This is a genomic window from Asaia siamensis, assembly GCF_014635085.1.
In the GTDB taxonomy this organism is placed as follows: domain Bacteria; phylum Pseudomonadota; class Alphaproteobacteria; order Acetobacterales; family Acetobacteraceae; genus Asaia; species Asaia siamensis.
Genome location: NZ_BMCH01000004.1, coordinates 260,591 through 282,908, shown reverse-complemented (window position 1 = coordinate 282,908; position 22,318 = coordinate 260,591). Strand labels below are relative to the sequence as shown.

Here is a 22,318-nt window from a genome sequence, read left to right as displayed (position 1 = left end):
ACGGAAAAAGGCGCTTGGACCCCTTGGGGTACGCGCCTGCGTCTTCCGTAACATATCGTCCTAACGCTGCCAGCCCCTCGGGGTTCGATTTACGAAACTATTCGGTTTTCTTTTCTGTTTTCACGAAATCGTGAGAGCTTGATATAGAGCGTCGGCAAGACCAGCAGGGTCAGAGCGGTACAGGAGATCAGCCCGCCAATGACCACGGTCGCCAGTGGTTTTTCTACCTCTGCGCCCTCACTCATAGAGAAAGCCATCGGAAAGAACCCGAGACAGGCGACGGTCGCTGTCGCCATGACAGGACGAAACCGCTCACGCGCCGAACTGACGGCGGCAGATACGGCATCGAACCCGGCCAGTCTCTTGTCACGTATGTAGGAAATCAGCACTACGCCGTTGAGCGTGGCGACACCGAAAAGGGCGATGAAGCCTATGCCCGCCGAGATGCTGAACGGCATGGCACGCAGCCAGAGAGCGATAATGCCACCTGTTGCGGCAAAAGGCAGGTTCACGAACACCAGACCGGCAAGCCAGACATCGCCAAGGGCCAAAATGAGCAGGCAGAAAATCAGCACGAGGGTGATCGGTACAACGATTTCGAGACGGGCAACAGCGGTCTGGAGATTACGAAACTGCCCGCTCCATTCGACGCGATAGCCCGGCGGCAGCTTAATCTGGGTTTTGACCGCCTTCTGCGCCTCCTGGACGAAGGAACTCAGATCGCGCCCGCGCACATTGGCCTGCACCATCATGCGTCGCTCACCCTGATTGCGTCTGATAGCAGCGGGGCCGTCACGCAAGGTGATATCGGCAACCTGGTCGAGACGCACCGTATGATCGTCGCGTGTCAGCACCGGCAGAAGCTTGATGTCGTCAAGGCTGTCGCGTGCCTGCGGCATGATACGGACCTCGGTCGGAATCAGCGCATCCTGCAAGGAGACGGGCGGGCCGACATGACCGCCGATGGACTCAACCACGTCGAGCACTTCTGACGTATCGACATTCAGGCGTGCTGCGGCCGTACGATCGGCATCGATATGCAGATAGGGAATGGTGCCTACATCCTGCGGCGCCACGTCTGCGGCACCCGGCACGTTGTCGACTACCTTGGCTATCTGGGCAGCCAGCTTCATGAGCTTGTCGATATCGGGGCCATAGATGCCAATCGCAATCTGTGACCGCACGCCGGATTGCAGATCATCCATACGCATCTGGATGGGCTGGCTCCAGGAGTAGAGAGACCCCGGATTGTTCTTTCGCAGCGCTGCGTCGAAGGCGCGGATGAGCCCTTCCTGCGTGTCGGCTGTCTTCCATTCGGAGCGCGGCTTGAGCAGCACATAGGTGTCTGATTGCTCGCCGCCCTGCGGGTCGGTCGGAATGGCCGAGGTGCCGCTATTGCTCACGAGCATACGAATATCGGGAAACTGCTTGAGCGTGCGCTCGATCTGCTGAATCGATCGCAAGGAGGCATCGAGCGATATGCCCGGCAGGCGTGTGGAGGTGACGATAAGATCGCCCTCCTGCAGCTGCGGAATGAATTCGCCACCAAGCCGCGTGGTCAACCCGACGGACAAGATCAGGATGACCATCGCGATACCCATCACCATTTTGCCGTGGGCCATGCACCATTGCGAGGCGGGGGCAAAACCGCGCCGCAGAAAGCGGATGAAGAACGTGTCGTGCTCAGTTCCGCGTGTTGCTTCCTCAACCCCACCATTACTGTCGGCATGGTGGCCGGGTCCGTGACCGGGCTTGATCCGCATGAGCAGTGCCGCAAAGGCAGGCACAGCTATCAGCGCATAAAGCAGCGATGCGATCAGGGCGAGAATGACCGTTTGGGCCATCGGGCGGAACATACGCCCCTCAACCCCTTCGAGCGTGAGGACCGGCAGATAGACAAGAATGATGATCAGAATGGCGAAGATCACCGGTCTTGCCACCGAGGCAACCGTCTCGGCGATGCGTCGCGTCAATGGCACATCACCGGGTGCCTGGCTGGAGAGCACACTCTCGACAATAACGAGCGCACTATCGACAACCATGCCGAAATCGATGGCACCCAGACTGAGCAGATTGGCCGAGATACCCAGATGCCGCATACCAACCATGGCTGCAACGAGCGAAAAGGGAATGACCGAAATGATCACGACCGAAGCGCGCCAGTCACCGATCACGATCAGAAGGACAATCAGAACGAGCAGGGCCCCGAGAAGGAGGTTTTCCTTGACGGTGTGGATGGTCACATCGGTCAGGGTGGCCCGGCTGTAATAGGGTTCGAGCGTGACGCCCTGCGGCAGGGTCGAGACGATTTTGGGCAAGGCCGCGTCGATACGCGCGAGCGTGGCCTTGGCATTGGCACCTTGTTGCAGCAGGATGACGGCATTAACGATCTCGCCCTCACCGTCGCGCGTGACACCTCCCAGACGAGGAAGCGTGCCCTCCTGGACCGTGCCGACATCACGCACATGCACCACGCCACCATTGGGCATGGAGCGCACCTGCACCTCACCCAGCTCATGCAGGCTGTCGATCAGGGAGCGTCCGACAATGATATGTTGCTCGTCATTATGCTCGATCCAGGCGCCACCGGCCGCCTCGTTATCGCGATCGACCGCGTTGAAAACATCGGAAACCGAGACCTGGAACTGTCGCAGCGCCATCGGGTTGAGCGCCACCTCATAGGTTTGTGAGGCGCCGCCATTGATGTTGACGTCAATGACACCCGGGATGAGGCGAAGCTTTGGCACCACATTCCACGTCATGATCCGGTTCAGAGCAGCCAGAGAGCGCCCCTCGCCGTGGATCTGGAGCTGCAGGATCTCTCCCATCCCCGTGGCCATTGGGCCCATCGTGATCGACAACCCGCGCACCGACACGGCAGCGCGTGCCTGCGGCAGGCGCTCGGCGATAAGCTGGCGGGCTCGATAAATATCGGTGCCGTCGTCGAATTGGAGATAGAGGACGGACACACCCGTGCGCGAGACAGAGCGCATGGAGTTGACGCCAACCACGCCCGACATCACCGTCTCGATCGGGAACGTAACGAGACGTTCCACCTCTTCCGTTGGTAAGCCGGGCGCGCGGACAGAGATCAGAACCTGTTTGGGCGAGATATCGGGTACCGGCTCGACCGACAGCGATCTGAGATCGGCAATGCCAGCGATCATGAGCAGCACGACCGCACCCAGAATGGCAGCGCGGCCCCGCAGCAGGGAAAGCATGAATCGCATGATCAGCGCCCGCCCTCTCCGTGATTGGGTTCTGGCGCCAGAAGTGCCTGCGATTTCAGGACGAAACTGCCAGCGGTCACGACGATCTCGCCGGGCTTGAGGCCTTTCGTCACCACGATCATGCCGTCGAGATCGGGGCCGGTGCTGACCTTACGCGCCTCATAATGCGTATCGTCCAGTCTGACGAACACACAACTCTGACTGCCGATAGTCTGGATCGCCGCCTCGGGAATGAGCGTGCCCTTTACAGTTTCCGATGCGAAAAGGCGTGTCTTGACCAGCATCTCGGGCCTCAGGAGGCGTTTCGTGTTCTCGACCAGACTGCGCACCAGAACATGGCGCGTCATCGGGTCGACGCTGCCCTCGATCAGATCGATATGCGAGACGATGGGTTTTGTGTCCGGTGTCGGCCAGGTGAGCTGACGCCCGCCCCGGCTCAACTGGACAGCCTGCTGTTCTCCTACCTGCGACACAACCCAGACCCTGCTCAGGTCATCGACTTCGACAGCAGGGGCGGTGCGATTGGAAACCTCTTCGCCCACCCCGACGGTGATCTTGTCGACGATACCATCAATCGGAGAGATCACCGCGGAATGGAGCCCCTCGGTACGCTCTGAAGAAGAGCTGAACCGGGCAAGCCGCTCGCGCTCGTTCTGCACAATGGCCCGGCTGCGTTGTACCGTGCCCTCGGCCTCTTTCAGACGCGAATAGCGCCGCTGTGCTTCACCTTGCGATACCGCACCGCCTTGCAGCGCCCGACCCCGGTCATAGGATAACCGCGCATCGTCGCGCAGCGCCTGAGCCTGCTGAAGCGAGGCCTCGGCGGAAAGCAGGCGCTGATGCGCATCACTCAGGCTGAAGTCGTCATAGGTGAACAGCACCTGGCCCTTTTTGACCTGCTCCCCAGGCGTGACCAGAATGCTCTGTACCCGCCCCTGCCCGACCGGATGAATGCGCGCGCTGCGCCTGTCATCCTGATCGATATAGGCAGGCACATCGATATGCGGCGGCAGCCCGCCGCTCTGGGCTTTTGCCGTATGAATACTTTCGCTTTTGAGGGCTTCCTTCGTGATGGCAATCGGGCGGCTTGGCCAGTCACTATCGGTCTGGGCCCAGGCGGCGGGGGCGCAAAGTGGAAGCGCGACCAAAAGCCGCAGACAGGAATATTTCATGGATAACGCCCCGCCATCAGGCTCATTCTGATCATCGCCGCATGCCAGATGACATCGGCCTCAGCACTTCTTTGTCCTGCATCGAGCGCAGCACGGCGCGCACGCAGATATTCGATGACCGGGGTCTCACCGACACTCCAGGCATGTTCGAGATCCTGCGCGCGCGCATCGAGCGCCTGTCGCGCGGAATTCGTATGGCGCATCATGCTCAGCGCAGAGCCGAGACTTGCCCGAGTGCGCCGGTATTCGGTCGTGACCTGACGCTGCGCCAGCACTGCATCGCGCTCGGCGGCCCCCATGGCCTTGACTTCCTTCATGATCATGGGGGTGTTGCGTGCCTCGCTTGGCAGGGCCATCGAAAACTGCACGCCGACCTGCGTATCCCAGGGGCTGCCAAACTGTCCCTGTTTGACCACCTGCACCCCAACCTGCGGTGCGGGCATGTAGGAATGGCGTGCCAGCGCATAAGAGGCCTTAGCGCTTTTGCTGACAGCTTGCGCCATCTGGATACGCGGGTCCTGAGACGGATCGAGCGTCAGCGTCTGGTTGCCCAGAATACGCCCGTCCAGCGAAAGAATATCAGGAATATCATCTGTGCCCGTCAGGGACTCGAGCTCGGCACGGGCGCTTTCGAGCGCCTGCTCCGACTGGGCAATCTGGGCGTCGATATCGCCTTGTTCACCGATGACAGCATCGAAATCGGCCGCAGCAATTTCACCGGCTCGGAGACCCTGATGCGAACTTTGAGCCACACGGCTCAACAAGGCACTGGTGGCGCGCAGATTACCGATTTTCTTCTGGAGCAGGGTCGCGTTGCTGGCGAGATCGAGTACGCGAACCGCGCTCAGCAAATGCTGCACCTTGATACGTGCCTTGGCGACGGCCTCGTCGGCCAAGGCGGTACGCATGGTGGCTGTGCCTTGCCCCGGAAGCCAGAGTGGCACGCTGATGCTGCCCTGATAGGTCGTGTAACCGAGATTGGAGCCGATGAAATGGTCATCGAGATATTGCCCGGCAACGATCGGCCCATCGGGAAACCAGGATTGCGCAGCACGAGCGTTTTTGGCGGAAGCCTTCGCATCAACGGCGAAGGATTGATTGGCCGGATCTCTGTCCCATGCCGACTGGATGGCTTCGTGAAAGCTCTCGGCCAGGCATGGTGGCGCCATCGCAAAGGCACCCACGACGAAGAGTGCCCCCCTCAGTCGGGAGCTCCTGAAAGAGAAGGAATGAGCCCGCGCCTTGATGCGCTGCCTGTGCGACCTGGAAATCACTGACATGATTCCCGATCTTACGCATTAACCGCGCGTAATCCGCGACAAAACTTGGCTGAATGATAAATTAAATAATAAAATCTGCGGTAACCGGGAATTCCGGTGGCGGCACGAGCGCATCAGGTGAAATCCGGGCCGTATTCCGAACGTTTCCACGATGCGCTCATGATGCAGCTTGTGTCAGTTATCCAGCGTCTGGACGTGAGAGACCTTGCCGAAGCGATCATAATAGATCACCGCATTGCCACGGCGCTGAGCGTAACCATCAGGTGTCCCGTCCGGACGCTTGAACAGGATGCGATTGGCATCCGGCTGTTCGATTACCTTGTCACCCTTGGGGCGGAACTTGAACATGCTGAAATCGGCCTCGGCTTTCGGCAGAGCCGAAGACCGGGCGAGCTGGTGCATGTCAGGCTTCTTCTTGCTGTCATCGTCATCCTGGGCCTGTGCCAGACCGGGGAGAATAAACGCCCCGGCCGTCATCATACCCAGAACAGCGCCGAACAGTTTTCCCTGTTTCATTCTGGTTTCCTGTCTCAACCTTTACGCGGTGCACCCGGCTGGGCGCTGGCAGCAGCAACATCTGCCGCACTCCAGCCGCCGCCAAGGGCCCGGTACAACGTTACCAGATTCTGGTAACGCGCGAGTTGCACGACTATGAGATTCTGCTGCGCATCGTAAAGGCTGCGCTGCTGGGTCAGGGTCGTGAGGTACGGGTCGATACCGGTGTTGTAGCGCATCATGGCAAGATCAAAGGCCTGCTGCGATGAGCCGACAAGCGCCTTGAGATGCGTGTCCTGGGCAAGATAGGTCTCACGCGCCGTCAGAGCGTCAGACACTTCCTTGAACGCCGTCTGGACAGTTTTCTCATAGGTCGCGATCTGGGACAGGCGACGTGCCTTCGAGACCTTAAGATTACCTTCGTTCTGACCCCAAGTGAAAATGGGCAGCTCGATATTGGGCGAAACAGACCAGGTCTGGGCGCCGGGCGTGAAGAGATGCCTGAACTGAAGCGAGCTGACACCTTCCTGTGCGGTCAGGGTGACCTTCGGGAAGAAGGCCGCGCGTGCCGCACCGATATTCGCATTGGCGCCGATCAGATTATGTTCCGCCGCCTGAATGTCGGGACGCTGGGCAATCAGGTCTGAAGGCAGACCTGCGGGCAGATCGGTGAGCAGGGTCTGCGCACCGAAAGGCTGCGGCGCCGGAAGCGTGTCAGGCAAAGGCACACCAACCAGCAACTGAAGCTGATGCTCGTCCTGCGCCATCTGGCGCTCATATTGCGCCTTGTTGCTCGCGGCCTGTTCTACCTGGGTCTGGGTCTGGGCCAGTGTCAGAGCGTCGGCCTCACCATGATCGTATTTGAGCTTGGTAAGGTTGAACGTGTTGGTCTGCGAGGTCAGGGTCTCGTTCGTGACACGCACGAGCTCCCTGTCCGCCAGCCAGGACAGATAGGTATTGGCCACCTGCGACACAGTGCTGATGAGCACCGATTGCGCACTCATGCGCGAGCCGAGCACTTCTTCAGCCTGCTGTCTGGACAGGTTGCGGATACGACCGAAAAGATCGATTTCGTAGGACGAAAACCCGATCCCCATACCGTAATAGCGTAGCATTGAAGTGCCACGACCAAGGCCCGGCGCAAAAGAGAAGCCCGCAGTCTCGGACGGTGCAAAATACTGCCCCTGCCCTGTCACGCCGATCGGCGGGAAGAGCGAGGCATGCTGCACTTCGTAGCTGCCCTGCGCCTCCATGATCGCCGCAGCCTGGCTGCGCAGATCACGGTTGTTCTTCAATGCCAGCTCGATCAGCGCGCGCAGGCGCGGATCGGTAAAGAAGTGCTTCCAGCCGATATCGGAGGCAGCCTGGCCGACAAGCGGCTGCGTCTTGCCGGAATCACTCGGGAAAGCGTTCTGCACCGGTTGCGTCGGGCGCTGATATTTCGGCGCCAGATCGCAGGAGGCGAGCATGGTGAACGCCATCAGGACGCTCACCGTCTTGAGTTTCGAAAACTGGCTCATGCGCCCTCTCCTCGAGCGGCTTCATTGCGGTGTTCGTACGGGTCAACGCGATCTTTCATGCGTGTCACCTTGAACAGACGCAGGATCACTACAAAGAAAACCGGAACGAAATACACGGCCAGCAGGGTTGCGGACAACATGCCGCCAACCACGCAGGTACCGATGGCCACACGTGCTGCCGAGCCGGCGCCCGTCGCAATGGCAAGCGGGAAAACGCCGCAGACGAAAGCGATGGACGTCATCAGGATCGGGCGAAGACGCTCGCGACCGGCCTTGAGCACGGCATCTTCAAGAGAGTCACCCTGCTCGAAAAACTCTTTCGCGAATTCGACAATCAAAATGGCGTTCTTGACCGAAAGGCCGACTGTGGTCAGCAGGCCCACCTGAAAATACACGTCGTTGTCCAGACCACGCCAGAGCGTGGCACCAATCGCGCCGAGCACACCAAGCGGCAACACCATCAGCACTGCAAGCGGAATGGCCCAGCTTTCATAAAGCGCCGCAAGGCAAAGCAGAATGACGATCGCTGCGAGTGCGTAGAGCGGGCCAGTCGAACCGCTGGATGCGACCTGTTCATAGGAAATGCCGGTCCACTCATACCCGATACCCTTGGGCAGATGAGTCAGGATCTTTTCCATCTCCTTCATGGCATCGCCCGAGCTTGTGCCTGGTGCGCCCTGCCCCTGCAATTCGAAGGAGTTCAGACCATTATAGTCTTCCACCTTCTGTGGGCCGACAATCCAGTTGCCCGTGGCAAAGGAGTTGAACGGCACCATATTGCCGGCAGTATTGCGCACATACCATTTATTGAGGTCCTCAGGCGTCATGCGCGCCCAGGCTTCACCTTCGATATAGACCTGTTTGACACGGTCGCTGCGCATGAACTGGTTGACGTAGATCGAGCCAAACGCCCCCTGGATGGTGGTATTGATCTCGGCATTCGTCACGCCCTGTGCGTTGGCACGCTCACGGTCGATATCCAGATGGAACTGGGGCTGGTCCTCGAGCCCCATCGGGCGCACAGCCATCAGGCGCGGGTTTTTGGCAGCCTCGGCCAGAACCTGGTTTCGGGCGGCAAGGAGGGCCTTGTGACCCAGATGCCCGTTATCCTCAAGCTCAAGATCGAAACCTGCCGCGTTGCCGAGCTCCATGACAGCAGGTGGATTGATGGCGAAGATGATCGCTTCCGGATCCATCCAGAAGTGCTTCATGATTTCGCCAGCCACCGACATAGTGGTGTTCTTGTAACCCGGGCGCTCATCCCACGGCTTGAGACGAATGAAGAAGGCACCAGCGCTCTGGCCCTGACCGGCAAAATTGAAGCCGTTCATGGCAAAGACCGACTGCGCGATATCACCGTATTTGTGCATCACGTAATCGGTGATCTTGCGGTTGACCGCCGCCGTCTGGGCATTATTGGCACCCGGACGCATCGTGACCTGACCGAAGATAATGCCCTGATCTTCTTCCGGCAGGAAGCCGCCCGGAACGCGAAGGAACAGGAAAACAGCACCGGCAGCAAAAACCGCGAAGATGAGCATGCTCACCAGACGGCTGCGCACCAAGCGTCGCACGCCCTTCAGGTAGCCGTTAGTCATGCGATCAAAGTTGCGGTTGAACCAGGCGATCGGTCCGGTTTTGTGCTCCTTGTGGGTAGGCTTGAGCATTGAGCCGCACAATGCGGGCGTCATGACCGTTGCAACCAGTACCGAGAGCCACATGGCCGCTACGATGGTGATCGAGAACTGACGGTAGATCACACCGGTCGAACCGCTGAAGGCGGCCATGGGCAGGAACACCGCCGTCAGAACGAGCACGATACCTACGAGGGCACCCGTGATTTCGTCCATCGACTGACGCGAGGCCTCCTTGGGGGACAAGCCCCTCTCGCTCATCACACGCTCGACGTTCTCAACCACCACGATCGCGTCATCGACGAGGAGACCGACGGCGAGCACCATGGCCAGCATGGTCAGTGTATTGATGGAAAAGCCCAGCGCTGCGAGCACACCGAATGTACCCAGCAGCACGACCGGCACGGCGATTGTCGGGATAAGCGTGGCACGGAAATTCTGCAGGAAGATCAGCATCACGACAAAGACGAGCGCGATGGCCTCGAGCAGCGTGATGACAACGTCCTGGATCGACAGGGTGATGAACGGCTCGGTATCGAGTGGGTAAACCGTCTTGAGGCCCTGCGGATAGAATTTCTCCAGCTCTGCAACCTTGGCGCGCACCGCCGTCTCGGTTGTCAGCTGGTTCGCACCCGGCGCGAGCTTGAGAGCCATACCGACCGTCGGAAGGTTGTTGTAGAACGAGGTCAGGTTATAGTTCTGAGCGCCCAGTTCGACACGGGCGACATCGCTGAGCAGAACCTGTGATCCATCCTGCTGCACCTTGAGCACGATCTTCTTGAACTGCTCAGGCTCACTGAGGCGGGTCGGCCCAATGATGGTGGCGTCAAAGCCGATCTCCTTGGTGGAAGGCAGACCGCCGAGTTCACCCGATGAAACCTGGATGTTCTGCTGCTGGATGGCTGTCTGAACATCGCTGACATTAAGCGAGTATTTATAAAGCTTGTTTGGGTCCATCCACACGCGCATAGCGTATTCAGAACCGAACAGCGTATGGTCACCTACACCGGAAACGCGTGAAAGCGGATCGGATACGTTCGAAGCCACATAGTCGGCAATATCCTGACCCGACATACTGCTGTCGGTCGAGATAAAGGCGAGCACGAGCATGAAGTTCTTCACGGCCTTGGTGACGCTCAGGCCCTGATTGACAACTTCTGTCGGCAGGCGCGGCTGCGCCAGCTGCAGTTTGTTCTGCACCTGCACCTGCGCGATGTCAGGATTTGTTCCCTGAGCAAAGGTCAGGTCGATTTCCATATGGCCAGAGCCATAGGACGATGCTGAAAGATATTCGAGGTGATCGAGGCCGAACATCTGCTGCAGGATCGGCCGGACGGTGGTGTTGTTCACCGTCTCGGCGGATGCCCCGGGATAGTCAACCGTGATCGCGATCTGTGGCGGAGCAATGGAGGGGTACTGGGCAATCGGCATGCTGAAAATGGCAACGCCGCCCACCAGCATGATGATCAGCCCTATAACCCAGGCGAAGATCGGTCTGTCGATAAAGAAACGAGACATGGACTACTCTTATCCTGCGTGCGCGGGCTGGGCGTCGGCTGGCTTGCCTTCCTTGGCCTTATCGTCAGCTGATTTTTCGATCGGCTTTACGACGGCACCTGGATGGGCCTTTTGCAATCCTTCGACGATGATGCGGTCGCCATCGTTCAGGCCACCCATCACGACCCAGTCGCCATCGAGGGCACGGTCGAGCTGAACAAAGCGCATGGTCACCTTGTTGTCGCCATCGAGCGCATAAACGAAGGGATCGCCCTTGGAGTCACGCTGCAACGCCGGCTGAGGAATGGTGATCGCCTTGGGATCGACACCCTCAGCAACTTCAGCATGAACATACATACCAGGCATCAGCAGACGGTCAGGGTTCGGGAACTCCGCGCGCACGATCATGGTGCCGGTGGCCGGATCGACTGTGACTTCGGTCAGACGCAGTTGACCCGCCTTGTCGTAATGGCTGCCATCTTCAAGCGTAAGCTCTACGGCCGCGGCATTGCCCGAGACCTTTTCCAGCTTGCCGCTGGCGAATTCGCGTCGCAGGCGCAGCATGTCAGAAGTGGCAAGGTTGACGTCCACATAGATCGGGTCCATGCGCGTGACCGTGGCAATGGCCGTGGTCTGGCCAGCGGTGACGAGTGTGCCGGGGGTCACGAGCATACGTCCGATGCGCCCATCGATGGGGGATCGCACCTGTGTCCAATCCAGATTGACGGCGGCACTATCAACATTGGCCTTGGCCTGCGCAATATCGGCTTCTGCCTGGCGTGCCGAGGAAAGTGTATTGTCGTAGTCCTGTTTACTGACAGCATGGGCCGCAGCAAGAGGGCGATAACGGTCGAGCTGGGCGCGAATGCTAAGGGCGGCAGCTTCGGCGTGCAGGAGCTGCGCCTTGGCTTGGTCATAGCTTGCTTTGAACGGTGCAGGATTGATGACATAAAGCAGTTGCCCTGCCTTGACGTCTGTTCCCTGTTCGAAGGTCCGCTTTAGAATCACACCACCGACCTGAGGACGCACCTGCGCCTGTTCAAAGGCCTCGACGCGGCCCGGCAGGGACGTGCTCGTCTTGAGGGGGTGCGGATGAACCGTGTAAATGCCAACTGTCTGCGGCGGCGGCTTGGGAGCTGCAGCCTTGTGTTTGCAGCCTGAAAGATCGAGCGTCAAAAGAGCCAGGGGAATAAGGCGCAGGGAAAGGCTTGTTGTGGTCTTCAGGGTCCACGGCGAACGTGGAGAGAGAGACGATAATACTCGCATAGTGGCGCTATCCAGAAATAACGATGGCCCCAAGAGTTGCCGCCAACCTCGCGCTTGCGCCAAAAAAGGTTTTCGGAAACCCTTGAGTTTCTCATGCATAGGGAACTATACGGTTTCCGAACCCCGGTCAACGGACCGGACGCTGCCCTGGAGTGGTTTTTCACAGCATTATGTCAGATCTGGCCTCACCCTCTTCCACCGCCCTGCGTGATGAAAACTCTCTTCAGGGAAGGCGTCAGTGCGGGCGTCCACCCGTCCTGTGCGAAACGGAAAGGCGCGATCGAATCCTTGATGCTGCCGAGCAGGTCCTGCAGGAGCACGGCTATTCCGGTGCGTCGATGGACCGGATCGCCCAGTGCTCGAATATGTCGAAAAAGACGCTCTACCACATGTTCAGCTCCAAACAGGAGATGGTTGAGCAGCTTCTGCACGATCGCCTTCTCCTGTCAGGTCTGCGCGATCTGGAACTCAAAGGTGAAACGGTCGAGGACCAACTCGTCTATGGTCTGCAGGCCCTTGGCGCCACGATGATGGAAGAGAAGCGGCTCAATCTGATCAGGGTCGTGATTTCGGAGGTCTCCCGCAATCCGGAAGCCAGCCGCTTTGTTCGTGAGTTTTTTTCGAGCCAGAACGGCCCCTTTCCGCTCAGACTCTGGCTTGAGCGCCTCTGTGATCGTGGACTGCTGAAGATCGATGATGTCGAAGAAGCATCAGACATGCTGTTTGGCAGCGCGCTGGCCACATTCATACTCTGCGAATTGAGCCATTGCCGCCCGAAACAGTACTGGCGGGACAACCCGGATTATCTCCACCGTGTGGTAGCCATGTTTCTCAAGGGACTAGACAACAAAAACGGGGCCTGAGCCCCGTTTTTTTATGCACTTCGAAAAATGAGGGCGTTTCAGGTCAGGCGACCAGACGCCCTTCCTTGTCGACCAGCTCGATGGGATAGTCGCCAGTAAAGCAGGCGTCGCAATAACGGCCTTCAGCCCCGGTGCGGTCATCGTGACCGAGGGCGCGGTACAGACCATCGAACGAGATGAAGGCAAGGCTGTCGACGCCGATAGCCTCCGCCATTTCCTCTATGCTGTGCGTTGCAGCCAGGAGCTGGCTCTCTTCGGGCGTGTCGATGCCATAAAAGCAGGGATGCTTTGTCGGTGGGCTGCTGATGCGCATATGCACCTCTGTAGCCCCTGCGGCGCGCACCATGTCGACAATCTTGCGCGACGTCGTGCCGCGCACGATCGAATCATCCACCAGGACCACGCGCTTGCCCTGCAGCACCGGCGTATTGGCCGAATGCTTCATGCGCACGCCCAGATTACGGATCTGATCGGTCGGCTCAATGAAGGTTCGTCCGACATAATGGTTGCGGATGATACCCATCTCGAAGGGAATGCCGCTTTCTGCGGCAAAGCCCATGGCTGACGGCACGCCTGAATCGGGAACAGGCACGATCACATCGGCTTCGACACCGCTTTCACGAGCAAGCTCAACGCCAATCTGCTTGCGTGCCTCGTAAACCGAGTGGTTTTCAAGGATGGAATCGGGCCGCGCGAAATAGATGTATTCGAACACGCAAAAGCGCGGGCTGGTCTGGGCGAAGGGGCGCATGGAGCGCACGCCGTCATTATCGATAATGACCATTTCGCCCGGCTCGACATTGCGCACGAACTCGGCCCCAACGATATCGAGCGCACAGGTCTCGCTTGCCAGCATCCAGCCGCCATCTGCCGTACGACCGAGGATCAGCGGGCGGACGCCAAGCGGGTCACGAAGCCCGACGAGGAATTCCGGTGCCAAAGCAAGGACCGAATAGGCACCCTTCACCTGCTTTGCCGCGTCGACGAGCCGCTCGAGCACAGTGGCGTAAAGCGAGATAGCGATCAGATGAACAAAGACTTCGGTGTCTGTCGTGGACTGGAACAGGCAGCCGCGCTTCACAAGCGCTCGCCTCAGCGTAGCCGCATTGGTCAGATTGCCGTTATGCGCCACGGCAAGGCCACCGAACTCAAAATCGGCGTAGAGCGGCTGGACATTGCGCAGCAGCGTACCGCCCGTCGTGGCATAGCGGTTATGCCCGATGGCGCTTTTGCCCTTGAGCGTCGCCATGACACGGGCATCGCTGAATACGTCACCAACGAGACCAAGCCCCTTGTGCTGGCAGAAGCGCTCGCTGTCATGGCTGACAATGCCAGCGGCTTCCTGACCACGATGCTGAAGCGCATGCAGACCGAGTGCTGCGAGCGCGGCCGCATCGGGGGCACCCCAGATACCTACGACGCCGCATTCCTCATAGGGACGGTTCGAAGTTTCGAGTGTGTCAGGAATCATAATCTGGCGGCGCTCCTTTGCACGGTCACGCATTGGCGGTCGAGGCTGGGTCGATCAGAAGGCTGCGTCATGGCCTTTTGCGGACGGCAAGGCAAGATGAAGTTGCGGGAAATATGGCGTCAGCTCTTGCAGCACCTTCACGCCACTCAGGATGTAGGGACCCGAGCAGGTGCCTGCAACGAGGGAACGGGCAGTAATTTCACCCACAAAGGAGACAACCCCGAGATACAACACCACAAGGATAAGGGCGCCGCGAACCAGCCCGAAGCCGCAGCCAAGCAGGCGATCGGTGCCGCCGACGAGGACACTGCGCAGCCCTGTGGCAAAACGCTGGGCAATGGTCGAGAGCACCAGAACCAGCACGATGAAAGAAATGACATAGGCCAGCGCGCCTGCGGCCATGCCATCACTGATCTTCTCGGACAGCCAGGGCAGAATGAGCGGTGCAGTCTGGCCTGCCAGCACGAACGCGCCCCCCCATGCGGCAAGGCTGAAGATCTCGCGCGCGAAACCACGCGTGAATCCCCAGAGCGCCGAAAGCCCCAGAATGACGAGGCAGACGATATCTGTAGTATTATCCATCAGGGCAGCTTGGTTGATGAGGGACGCCAGAATTTGCGGGCGGTCTCGGGGCTGTGGGGGATATCGCTGTTGATCTGCGTCAGAAGATTGCCCAGCTGAAGCCGGTGATCTATTTCACGCCAGACTTCTGTCGCGTCAATATTGCGCTCTCCCCATAGACGCATCACGGCTTCAAGAAAGGCAGCGCTGTGGGCCACCAGCTCCTCCGGTTGCTCCAGCATATAGAAGCTCGTGCATCTGACGATCGAATGCGCCAGATCACGTCGCAAGGCTTCATCAGGCAGCGTGATGACGTCTGGGCGTTGCGTCTCCCGCTTCTTGCGCCCCTTGCCCTTCTGCTGGGCGGCAGCTTTCACCGTCGCATCTCCTGTCGGAATGCGATGCGCTTCTACCAGCCTGTCGAGAATATGGGGGGGAACCATGCGCGCCTTCATACACCAGCCATATGAATTCGCCATGGCCAGCGTCAATCAAATGAATGTTTGCGCCGCAAAAATCACGCGGATTAATCCTTAGTGCCCCACAGATTTTGAAAACACGTTAACGACCACCACGCCGACGATGATAAGGCCAAGCCCTATCATCGCAGGTGCATCGAGCGCCTGCTTGAACTTGACCCAGCTGATGGCCGAGATCAGCACAATTCCCACACCCGACCAGATGGCATAGGCGATACCGGTAGGCATGGTACGAAGCGTGAACGAAAGCGCGTAGAACGAGATGCAATAACCGAAGACGCTCAGCATTCCCGGCAGGGGGCGGACAAAACTATCCGAAAGTTTCAGCATGGTCGTCGCGAAAACTTCGGAGCAAATGGCGACGAAAAGAAAGAGATAGGTCATGATGTGTCTCGTCAGGGCCAGGGTGACGGTTACCGAGGGAACGGACACCTCAATTCGGTTTTGTCTGATCCGGCACTTTCTCTAACAACCCCCCCTTTCCCTGTCACGCAGGAAGAAAACGCGCACGCCGAGCGATAGTGCCTCCCCGCATGAGCAATCGAGTACGGCCTGGCGGGATGTCGTGCCGCCAGGCCAGATGGTCCTTGTCTCAGACTTTTTCGGCTTCCTCTGTGGCGACGTAAAGCTTGTTGCCCCCGCTTCTGAACGCTTCCTTCATCTGTTCCATGCCCTGCTCACGCTCGGCGTTGCGCCGTATGTCATGGCTGATCTTCATCGAGCAGAATTTCGGCCCGCACATCGAGCAGAAGTGAGCTGTCTTATGCGCTTCCTTGGGCAAAGTCTCGTCATGGAAGCAGCGTGCCGTATCAGGGTCCAGGGCGAGATTGAACTGGTCCTGCCAGCGGAATTCGAAGCGCGCGCGCGAGATGGCGTCGTCGCGGATCTGCGCTGCCGGATGGCCCTTGGCAAGATCTGCGGCATGGGCTGCGATCTTGTAGGTGATCACACCGACCTTGACGTCGGAGCGGTCGGGCAGGCCGAGATGCTCCTTGGGTGTCACATAGCAAAGCATGGCACAGCCATACCAGCCGATCATCGCGGCCCCGATGCCTGACGTGATATGATCATAACCCGGCGCGATATCGGTGGTCAGCGGACCGAGCGTATAGAACGGGGCCTCACCGCACTCGCGCAGCTGCTTGGTCATATTGATCTTGATCTTGTGCATGGGCACATGGCCCGGTCCTTCGATCATGACCTGACATCCCTTAGCCCAGGCGATGCGGGCAAGTTCGCCAAGCGTTTCGAGCTCAGCAAATTGCGCGGCGTCATTGGCATCAGCAATCGAGCCAGGCCGCAGCCCGTCGCCAAGCGAAAACGAGATGTCATAGCGACGCATGATGTCGCAGATCTCATCGAAATGCTCGTAGAGGAAATTCTCGCGGTGATGGGCAAGGCACCAGGCTGCCATGATCGACCCGCCACGCGAAACGATGCCAGTGGTGCGTCCCGCTGTCAGTGGCACATGGGCAATGCGCACGCCTGCGTGGATGGTGAAGTAATCCACCCCCTGCTCTGCCTGCTCGATGAGGGTATCGCGATAGATCTCCCAGGTGAGATCCTCGGCGATACCGCCCACTTTTTCCAGCGCCTGATAAAGAGGCACCGTCCCAATCGGCACAGGCGAATTGCGCAGGATCCAGTCGCGGATGTTGTGAATATTACGCCCAGTCGAGAGATCCATGACCGTATCTGCCCCCCAGCGGATCGACCACACCATTTTCTCCACCTCTTCCGCGGCCGAAGAGGTCACGGCAGAATTACCGATATTGGCATTGATCTTGACCAGAAAATTACGCCCGATGATCATCGGTTCGAGTTCCGGATGATTGATATTGGCCGGAATGATGGCGCGACCGGCAGCAATCTCGGAGCGCACGAATTCCGGCGTGATGAAAGCCGGAATCTCGGCCCCGAAATCCTCGCCATCGGCCCGTCGCTCTTCCGCCCCCTCAACCATGCTGGCACGGCCCAAATTTTCACGATGGGCGACAAAGATCATCTCTTCGGTGATGATTCCGGCGCGGGCAAACTCGTATTGCGTGACATAAGGCGCATCGACGCCATCGAATACCTTATGGGCGGCGGGACAATGAGGCACAGCCTGGGCGCCATTGGCAAAGCCATTATCCTCTGGCTTGATCGCCCGTGTTTCCGTCACGGCGGTCAGGCCGCGCCTGGTGAGCCAGGGTGCGCGCAAGGCAGGGAGCCCGAGCGCGACATCGGCGTGATAGGCCGGGTTGGTATAGGGGCCGGACGTGTCATAAACGCGTACAGGCGCCTCGTTGGCGCTCGGGTCGAGATCGATCTCGCGAAACGGCACGGTGATGTCCGATCGGCCATCCGGACTCGAGAAAATCTTGCGCGAGCCGGAAATCGGGCCTGTCGTCACCTTGCCATGAGCAGGCGCCTGATCGCGCGCAGCGACCTTGTTCTGGGTGGGAAGCGTTGAGTCGTCCATTTTCTGTCCCCTTGCGGTGTGGGGTTATGTCCGACAGCGCAAGAGCAGGATGAACGGGGTCGCAAGACGAGACTGGCCGCTCACACCAATCCCTACGCCGGTACGAACCGGATCAGGTTCTTCGCTCACATGCCGGAGCGAAAGGGTCGCTGCGCTGCGGTAAACCGCCAGCAGCCTCTCAGCCTCTTGTCGAGGCACCCCCTGGTATGGCGCGGAGTGTGACGTTGTCCGCAGGGTTCTGTCAACCGAATTAGATTGCCTGACCGTAAGGAAAGGCGTGACCTGCCTGCCGAAACCCGGCAGAAGGCGTTTTTTCAGGCACGCACGCGAGACGCACGCGCGCTCATGGGTTTGAGCTGACCGATTTCCTGGTCATGGCGACTGAGACCGGCGGGTGTGATGTAGAAGCGACCATCTGCGCCCAAGGTCACGAATCCCATCGCCTGAAGCCGCTCGAGGCAGGGCTGATCTCGCAACGCCTGGGGACGACCTATGCCTTCGCAAAGCAGCGCACGATGCAGTGTCGAGCGACAGCAGGTCTCCAGATAGGGTTCATCCCACATGATGGCATCTCCACGACAGACAGCAAGGCGGTGTCTTCACGACCGGGTGACCTCTTTCCATGAATGCCCCCGCCCCGCAACTGCTTTGCGCATGACAGGCGGAGGTTTGAAGCCAGACACCGCATCAGGGCTTATTGTTGAACGACGCATGTTCAGGGGTTAGCCCCGGCGCCCTGGCGGGCTATAGAACAGCCACGACGCTCTCAAGCTCAGGATGACACATGGCCCCCTCACCTTTTTCGCGCCTTGCGACGAAGCTCTTTCATGGTCTTGACCCGGAGGCTGCCCATGAGGCGGCAATCGAGACACTCGCTTTGGGTCTGGGTCCGACTGCGCCAAAGGACGTCCCTGCGCTCAGCACACGCTGCATGGGGCTGCGCTTTCCCAATCCTGTCGGCCTTGCCGCCGGGTTTGACAAGAACGCGCGCGCGCCGATGGGACTGGCCCGCATGGGATTTGGCCATGTAGAATGCGGAACCGTCACCCCGCGCCCGCAGGAGGGTAACCCCAAGCCCCGTCTGTTCCGCCTGACGGAAGATGCCGCCATCATCAACCGTATGGGGTTCAATGGCTGCGGTATCGAAAGTTTCACCCGGCGTATGGAGCGTTTCAGAACGCTTCAGGCCGGGCGTAACGCGGCGCTTCGCAGCGTGCCGGTCGGTGCCAATCTCGGCATCAACAAGATCGGCGCCCGCCCGCTGGAAGATTACCCGTATCTGGCGTCACGCGTCGCCCCTCTGGCCGACTACATCACCATCAATCTTTCCTCGCCCAACACGCCCGGCCTGCGAGACCTGCAAAGCGCATCAACGCTGAGGGACATCCTGCAGGCGATCACACGTGCCAATGCCAGTCTGCCCCCGCTTCTGGTCAAGCTGGCGCCGGATCTCGACCCCGATGCGCTGCCTGAGATCGTTGAAGCTGCCGTCGAGGGTGGAGCTGCCGGGCTGATTGTCAACAACACGACCATCAGCCGCCCTCACTCGTTGCGTTCACCCCTGGCAACCGAGACCGGAGGCCTTTCCGGGCGTCCCCTCGCCCAGCTTTCACTCCAGACGCTCAAGCGCGTCGTCCCGCTGGTTCAGGGACGGCTGGCCGTCATTTCCTGTGGGGGGATCGAGACGGGCTTTGATGTCTTCGAGCGGCTGCGGTCAGGTGCGGATATGGTGCAGATCTATACCGCGCTCATCTATCACGGCCCGGCGCTGGTCACGCGCATCAAGGCCGAGCTGCTGCAGGAAATCTACAAGGCCGGTTTTGACTCCGTCGACGACCTGAAATCTGCCAGGCACTGAGCGACTGCACGGCGTGTTGGAAAACCATGGGGCGGAAACACCGTTTCCATTCCCAGAACCAGAATTACAAAGAGAGGCGATCATCGGAATGTCAGCTTTGAAGAGGCAGCCAGCCCTCACTCTCATCTACGGGCTCTTCCTTATCCTCGCCCTTTCGATATCGTCAAAACCCTCTCTCGCGGCGCCACCCGGCAGCGCGGGCAGTAACACCCTCGTTCCGACTGCCGCCGATGGCTATGGCTGGACGACCGTCTCTGCAACGCTCAACCGGCAGATCACTTCGGCCCAGAACCGCCTGAAATATATCTACGGTCAGCTCAACAGAACGGACATCGCGCTGGGCAATGAAACATTGTCTTCCCTGTCCGATCAGATCGATGAGATCAGCGGCATCGCCCAGTCGATACAGACCCAGGCGGCGTCCTATCAGACCGTCTATCAAAGCTATCTCGAAATTATAGGGGCAAAGGTCGACGGAGAGAGCGCAACGATCGTCTCCCAGCGCAGCCGCCTTGAGGCCGTGCTTCAGGATATCAAATCCACAGTGACCCAGGGCAAGCTGCTCGGACTTCAGGCCAAGCAGGTACAGCTTGAAGTGCAGCGTCGCGGCACCGTCAGCCAGCAGGCCCTTCTCTCCGAGCGCATTGCCTCACCGCTTTCTCTCGGTTTCTGGCGCGACCTTGCGGATGAAGGCCCCGATCTGGCGCTTACCTTCGCCCCGCCAGTGAATAACGGATATGCGGGAGTTCTCTACAACTGGCCTGCCACGCTGTTTTCCCTGATCGGCGTTTTCGTCCTCACCGCATTGCTGGCGCGCCCTACCTTCTGGCTGTTCCGGCAGGCTGAGGGCAATATCGTACGACGCTTTACGGGCGACGTGCTTCCTGAGAACCACATTTCGTTTATTCCGGTCGCGCTCAGCGGTCTGATCTGTGGCATCATCATGTTCGTGGTCTGGGAGATCATCTCGAACGTCTTTTCGCTCGATGTCGGTCGCAGCCCCGTATTCGCCCATGGCATTGCCGGGATCATGCCTCTTTGCGGGTTCATTCTCGGGGCCGGTCTGCCCGCCCTGAGCCGCGCCACGGCTGTTGACGGTGCTGCTCAACGCTCAGCGCGTGCCCTGTGGGGTGTCGACTGGTGCGTTTCGATTTTTGTTCTGCTGCAGACTCTGTTCGTCATTGTCGGCTTCGAGAACGCATTTCCTGTCACGGCGCGCCGTCTGATTGAGGCTATCTTCACCCTTCTGGTGGAAATTCTCTTCGTCTGGATGTGCAAGCGCCTGACACAACGGACCGATGCGCGCCTGGCCCCGGCCATTTATGGCATCGGCTGGCTTCTTCTGGTCATCAGTTCGGCAGCGATAGCGCTTGGGTATCTCGCCTTTGCCTTCGCCTTGGCCGTATGGGCCATTGCGCTGTCGGTCAGCTTCGCCTCTCTGATGCTTCTGTCGATCGCGATGAAGGAATTTACGTCGCGTACCTTCTCGGTGGGATCACTGATCTCGCGACGCCTCTCCCATCTGGGCGTGCATTCCAATCGTGTCGCACAATTCGGCGTGCTGCTTTCCGGCATCGTGAATATCGGGCTGATCATCATTTTTGCGGCCATCTGTCTTTCGGATGGCAGCCTGTGCATTCCGGTTGTCGCGGACCGCGTCCAGAGCCTGTTCGTCGGTCAGACCATTAACGGTGTGCAGTTTTCGCTCAATACGGCTGTCTACTGCATCATCATTCTCATCATCGCTTATTACGCGATCGGTGCGTTTACCCAGTGGCTTGAGAGGCGCCTCTTCCCGACGACAAATCTCGATATCGGCGCCCGCACCTCAATCCTGAATATCTTCAACTATGTTGCCTGGATTGCCGTTCTCCTTCTGGTGCTGTCGGAAGCAGGTGTGACGGTCAAGAACCTGACCTGGGTTGTCAGTGCGCTCTCGGTCGGTATCGGTTTTGGTCTCCAGGCAATTGTTCAGAACTTCGTGTCCGGCGTGATCCTGCTTGCAGAGCGCCCCATACGTGTCGGTGATCTGATCGAACTGGGTGGCATCAAGGGCGACGTAAAGCGCATCAGTGTGCGCTCTACAGAGATCGGTCTCGGTGACGGCTCGACGATGATCGTGCCGAACTCGCAGTTCATCACTTCGGCGGTGCGTAACGCCACGCTGGGCACCTCGCTGAGTGCTGCCTCGGCAACCGTCACCATTTCGCCGCGCGCCGATGCCACGAAGGCTCAGCTTGCTCTCATGGACATGATGACCAAGCGACAGGACATTCTGCAGAATCCGCCGCCGGGGGTGGCCATTTCCGCGATCACCGAAACGGGTATTACGCTTGCCCTGTCGGCCAAGGTTTCGTCTGTTCGTGATGTGGGTGGCGTCACAAATGCCATCATGCTGGATGCCTACCGCGTTCTGCAGGAAGCCGGGCTCGAACTCGGGAAACCGTCCTGAAGCGTTAGGCGATAAAAAAGGGGGAGGAGCTCCGGCTCCTCCCCCTTTTTTTGACTAAACCACAGGATATGAAAAC

Annotated in this window: 16 protein-coding genes; 3 read left to right on the top strand and 13 right to left on the bottom strand. The window is 59.1% G+C overall.

Annotated features, from left to right (window positions below; genetic code table 11):
- Positions 1–89: 89 nt before the first annotated feature.
- From IEV53_RS09290 to IEV53_RS09260, 7 genes are all read right to left on the bottom strand, one after another.
- The gene (locus IEV53_RS09290; RefSeq protein WP_188426497.1) at positions 90–3,230 is read right to left on the bottom strand and encodes an efflux RND transporter permease subunit; all 3,141 of its coding nucleotides are present in this window, start codon (positions 3,228–3,230) and stop codon (positions 90–92) included.
- Positions 3,231–3,232: 2 nt separating this feature from the next.
- Positions 3,233–4,402, bottom strand: a complete 1,170-nt coding sequence (locus tag IEV53_RS09285; RefSeq protein WP_188426496.1) for an efflux RND transporter periplasmic adaptor subunit — start codon at positions 4,400–4,402, stop codon at positions 3,233–3,235.
- Positions 4,399–5,682: a TolC family protein gene (locus tag IEV53_RS09280; RefSeq protein ID WP_188426495.1), complete on the bottom strand. Its 1,284-nt coding sequence runs from the start codon at positions 5,680–5,682 to the stop codon at positions 4,399–4,401. Before IEV53_RS09280 ends, IEV53_RS09285 begins: the two co-directional genes overlap by 4 nt.
- Before the next feature lie 174 nt (positions 5,683–5,856).
- Positions 5,857–6,198, bottom strand: coding sequence for a hypothetical protein (locus tag IEV53_RS09275; RefSeq protein WP_229719798.1), 342 nt, complete (start codon positions 6,196–6,198; stop codon positions 5,857–5,859).
- Between the two features lie 14 nt (positions 6,199–6,212).
- Positions 6,213–7,697: an efflux transporter outer membrane subunit gene (locus IEV53_RS09270; protein WP_188426494.1), complete on the bottom strand. Its 1,485-nt coding sequence runs from the start codon at positions 7,695–7,697 to the stop codon at positions 6,213–6,215.
- Positions 7,694–10,849 carry an efflux RND transporter permease subunit gene (locus IEV53_RS09265; RefSeq protein WP_188426493.1) on the bottom strand — a complete coding sequence of 1,052 codons (3,156 nt, stop codon included), beginning with the start codon at positions 10,847–10,849 and terminating at the stop codon, positions 7,694–7,696. Before IEV53_RS09265 ends, IEV53_RS09270 begins: the two co-directional genes overlap by 4 nt.
- Positions 10,850–10,858: 9 nt before the next feature.
- Entirely contained in the window at positions 10,859–12,094 is a 1,236-nt protein-coding gene (locus tag IEV53_RS09260) for an efflux RND transporter periplasmic adaptor subunit (RefSeq protein ID WP_188426492.1), read from the bottom strand.
- A 170-nt stretch (positions 12,095–12,264) separates the two neighbouring features.
- On the opposite strand from IEV53_RS09260, the gene IEV53_RS09255 reads away from it, so the two are divergent.
- Complete coding sequence (locus tag IEV53_RS09255; RefSeq protein WP_188426491.1) at positions 12,265–12,957, top strand: TetR/AcrR family transcriptional regulator; 693 nt, start codon at positions 12,265–12,267, stop codon at positions 12,955–12,957.
- 43 nt (positions 12,958–13,000) lie between these two features.
- Here IEV53_RS09255 and purF read toward each other — a convergent pair whose 3' ends face one another.
- The 6 genes from purF to IEV53_RS09225 all read right to left on the bottom strand — a co-directional run bounded on the left by purF (position 13,001) and on the right by IEV53_RS09225 (position 18,495).
- Complete coding sequence (gene purF, locus IEV53_RS09250) at positions 13,001–14,428, bottom strand: amidophosphoribosyltransferase (RefSeq protein WP_229719797.1); 1,428 nt, start codon at positions 14,426–14,428, stop codon at positions 13,001–13,003.
- 54 nt (positions 14,429–14,482) lie between these two features.
- Positions 14,483–15,010 carry a CvpA family protein gene (locus IEV53_RS09245; RefSeq protein WP_188426489.1) on the bottom strand — a complete coding sequence of 176 codons (528 nt, stop codon included), beginning with the start codon at positions 15,008–15,010 and terminating at the stop codon, positions 14,483–14,485.
- Positions 15,010–15,468: a hypothetical protein gene (locus IEV53_RS09240; RefSeq protein WP_229719796.1), complete on the bottom strand. Its 459-nt coding sequence runs from the start codon at positions 15,466–15,468 to the stop codon at positions 15,010–15,012. The genes IEV53_RS09245 and IEV53_RS09240 overlap by 1 nt, the downstream gene beginning before the upstream one ends.
- Before the next feature lie 54 nt (positions 15,469–15,522).
- Complete coding sequence (locus IEV53_RS09235; protein WP_229719795.1) at positions 15,523–15,852, bottom strand: DMT family transporter; 330 nt, start codon at positions 15,850–15,852, stop codon at positions 15,523–15,525.
- 208 nt (positions 15,853–16,060) lie between these two features.
- Positions 16,061–17,932 carry a phosphomethylpyrimidine synthase ThiC gene (gene thiC, locus IEV53_RS09230; protein ID WP_188426487.1) on the bottom strand — a complete coding sequence of 624 codons (1,872 nt, stop codon included), beginning with the start codon at positions 17,930–17,932 and terminating at the stop codon, positions 16,061–16,063.
- 314 nt (positions 17,933–18,246) lie between these two features.
- Positions 18,247–18,495: a hypothetical protein gene (locus IEV53_RS09225; protein ID WP_188426486.1), complete on the bottom strand. Its 249-nt coding sequence runs from the start codon at positions 18,493–18,495 to the stop codon at positions 18,247–18,249.
- Positions 18,496–18,716: 221 nt separating this feature from the next.
- Between IEV53_RS09225 and IEV53_RS09220 the strand changes: the two genes are divergently transcribed.
- Both IEV53_RS09220 and IEV53_RS09215 read left to right on the top strand, forming a co-directional pair.
- Positions 18,717–19,790 (top strand): quinone-dependent dihydroorotate dehydrogenase, encoded by a 1,074-nt coding sequence (locus IEV53_RS09220; protein ID WP_188426485.1) that lies wholly within the window; start codon positions 18,717–18,719, stop codon positions 19,788–19,790.
- 88 nt (positions 19,791–19,878) lie between these two features.
- Positions 19,879–22,242 (top strand): mechanosensitive ion channel domain-containing protein, encoded by a 2,364-nt coding sequence (locus IEV53_RS09215; protein WP_188426484.1) that lies wholly within the window; start codon positions 19,879–19,881, stop codon positions 22,240–22,242.
- Positions 22,243–22,318: the final 76 nt, after the last annotated feature.

Coding starts and splice junctions, on each gene's coding strand:
- IEV53_RS09290 (WP_188426497.1), bottom strand. CDS start 3,230: ATGCGATTCATGCTTTCCCTGCTGCGGGGCCGCGCTGCCATTCTGGGT.
- IEV53_RS09285 (WP_188426496.1), bottom strand. CDS start 4,402: ATGAAATATTCCTGTCTGCGGCTTTTGGTCGCGCTTCCACTTTGCGCC.
- IEV53_RS09280 (WP_188426495.1), bottom strand. CDS start 5,682: ATGTCAGTGATTTCCAGGTCGCACAGGCAGCGCATCAAGGCGCGGGCT.
- IEV53_RS09275 (WP_229719798.1), bottom strand. CDS start 6,198: ATGAAACAGGGAAAACTGTTCGGCGCTGTTCTGGGTATGATGACGGCC.
- IEV53_RS09270 (WP_188426494.1), bottom strand. CDS start 7,697: ATGAGCCAGTTTTCGAAACTCAAGACGGTGAGCGTCCTGATGGCGTTC.
- IEV53_RS09265 (WP_188426493.1), bottom strand. CDS start 10,849: ATGTCTCGTTTCTTTATCGACAGACCGATCTTCGCCTGGGTTATAGGG.
- IEV53_RS09260 (WP_188426492.1), bottom strand. CDS start 12,094: ATGCGAGTATTATCGTCTCTCTCTCCACGTTCGCCGTGGACCCTGAAG.
- IEV53_RS09255 (WP_188426491.1), top strand. CDS start 12,265: ATGTCAGATCTGGCCTCACCCTCTTCCACCGCCCTGCGTGATGAAAAC.
- purF (WP_229719797.1), bottom strand. CDS start 14,428: ATGATTCCTGACACACTCGAAACTTCGAACCGTCCCTATGAGGAATGC.
- IEV53_RS09245 (WP_188426489.1), bottom strand. CDS start 15,010: ATGGATAATACTACAGATATCGTCTGCCTCGTCATTCTGGGGCTTTCG.
- IEV53_RS09240 (WP_229719796.1), bottom strand. CDS start 15,468: ATGGCGAATTCATATGGCTGGTGTATGAAGGCGCGCATGGTTCCCCCC.
- IEV53_RS09235 (WP_229719795.1), bottom strand. CDS start 15,852: ATGACCTATCTCTTTCTTTTCGTCGCCATTTGCTCCGAAGTTTTCGCG.
- thiC (WP_188426487.1), bottom strand. CDS start 17,932: ATGGACGACTCAACGCTTCCCACCCAGAACAAGGTCGCTGCGCGCGAT.
- IEV53_RS09225 (WP_188426486.1), bottom strand. CDS start 18,495: ATGTGGGATGAACCCTATCTGGAGACCTGCTGTCGCTCGACACTGCAT.
- IEV53_RS09220 (WP_188426485.1), top strand. CDS start 18,717: ATGGCCCCCTCACCTTTTTCGCGCCTTGCGACGAAGCTCTTTCATGGT.
- IEV53_RS09215 (WP_188426484.1), top strand. CDS start 19,879: ATGTCAGCTTTGAAGAGGCAGCCAGCCCTCACTCTCATCTACGGGCTC.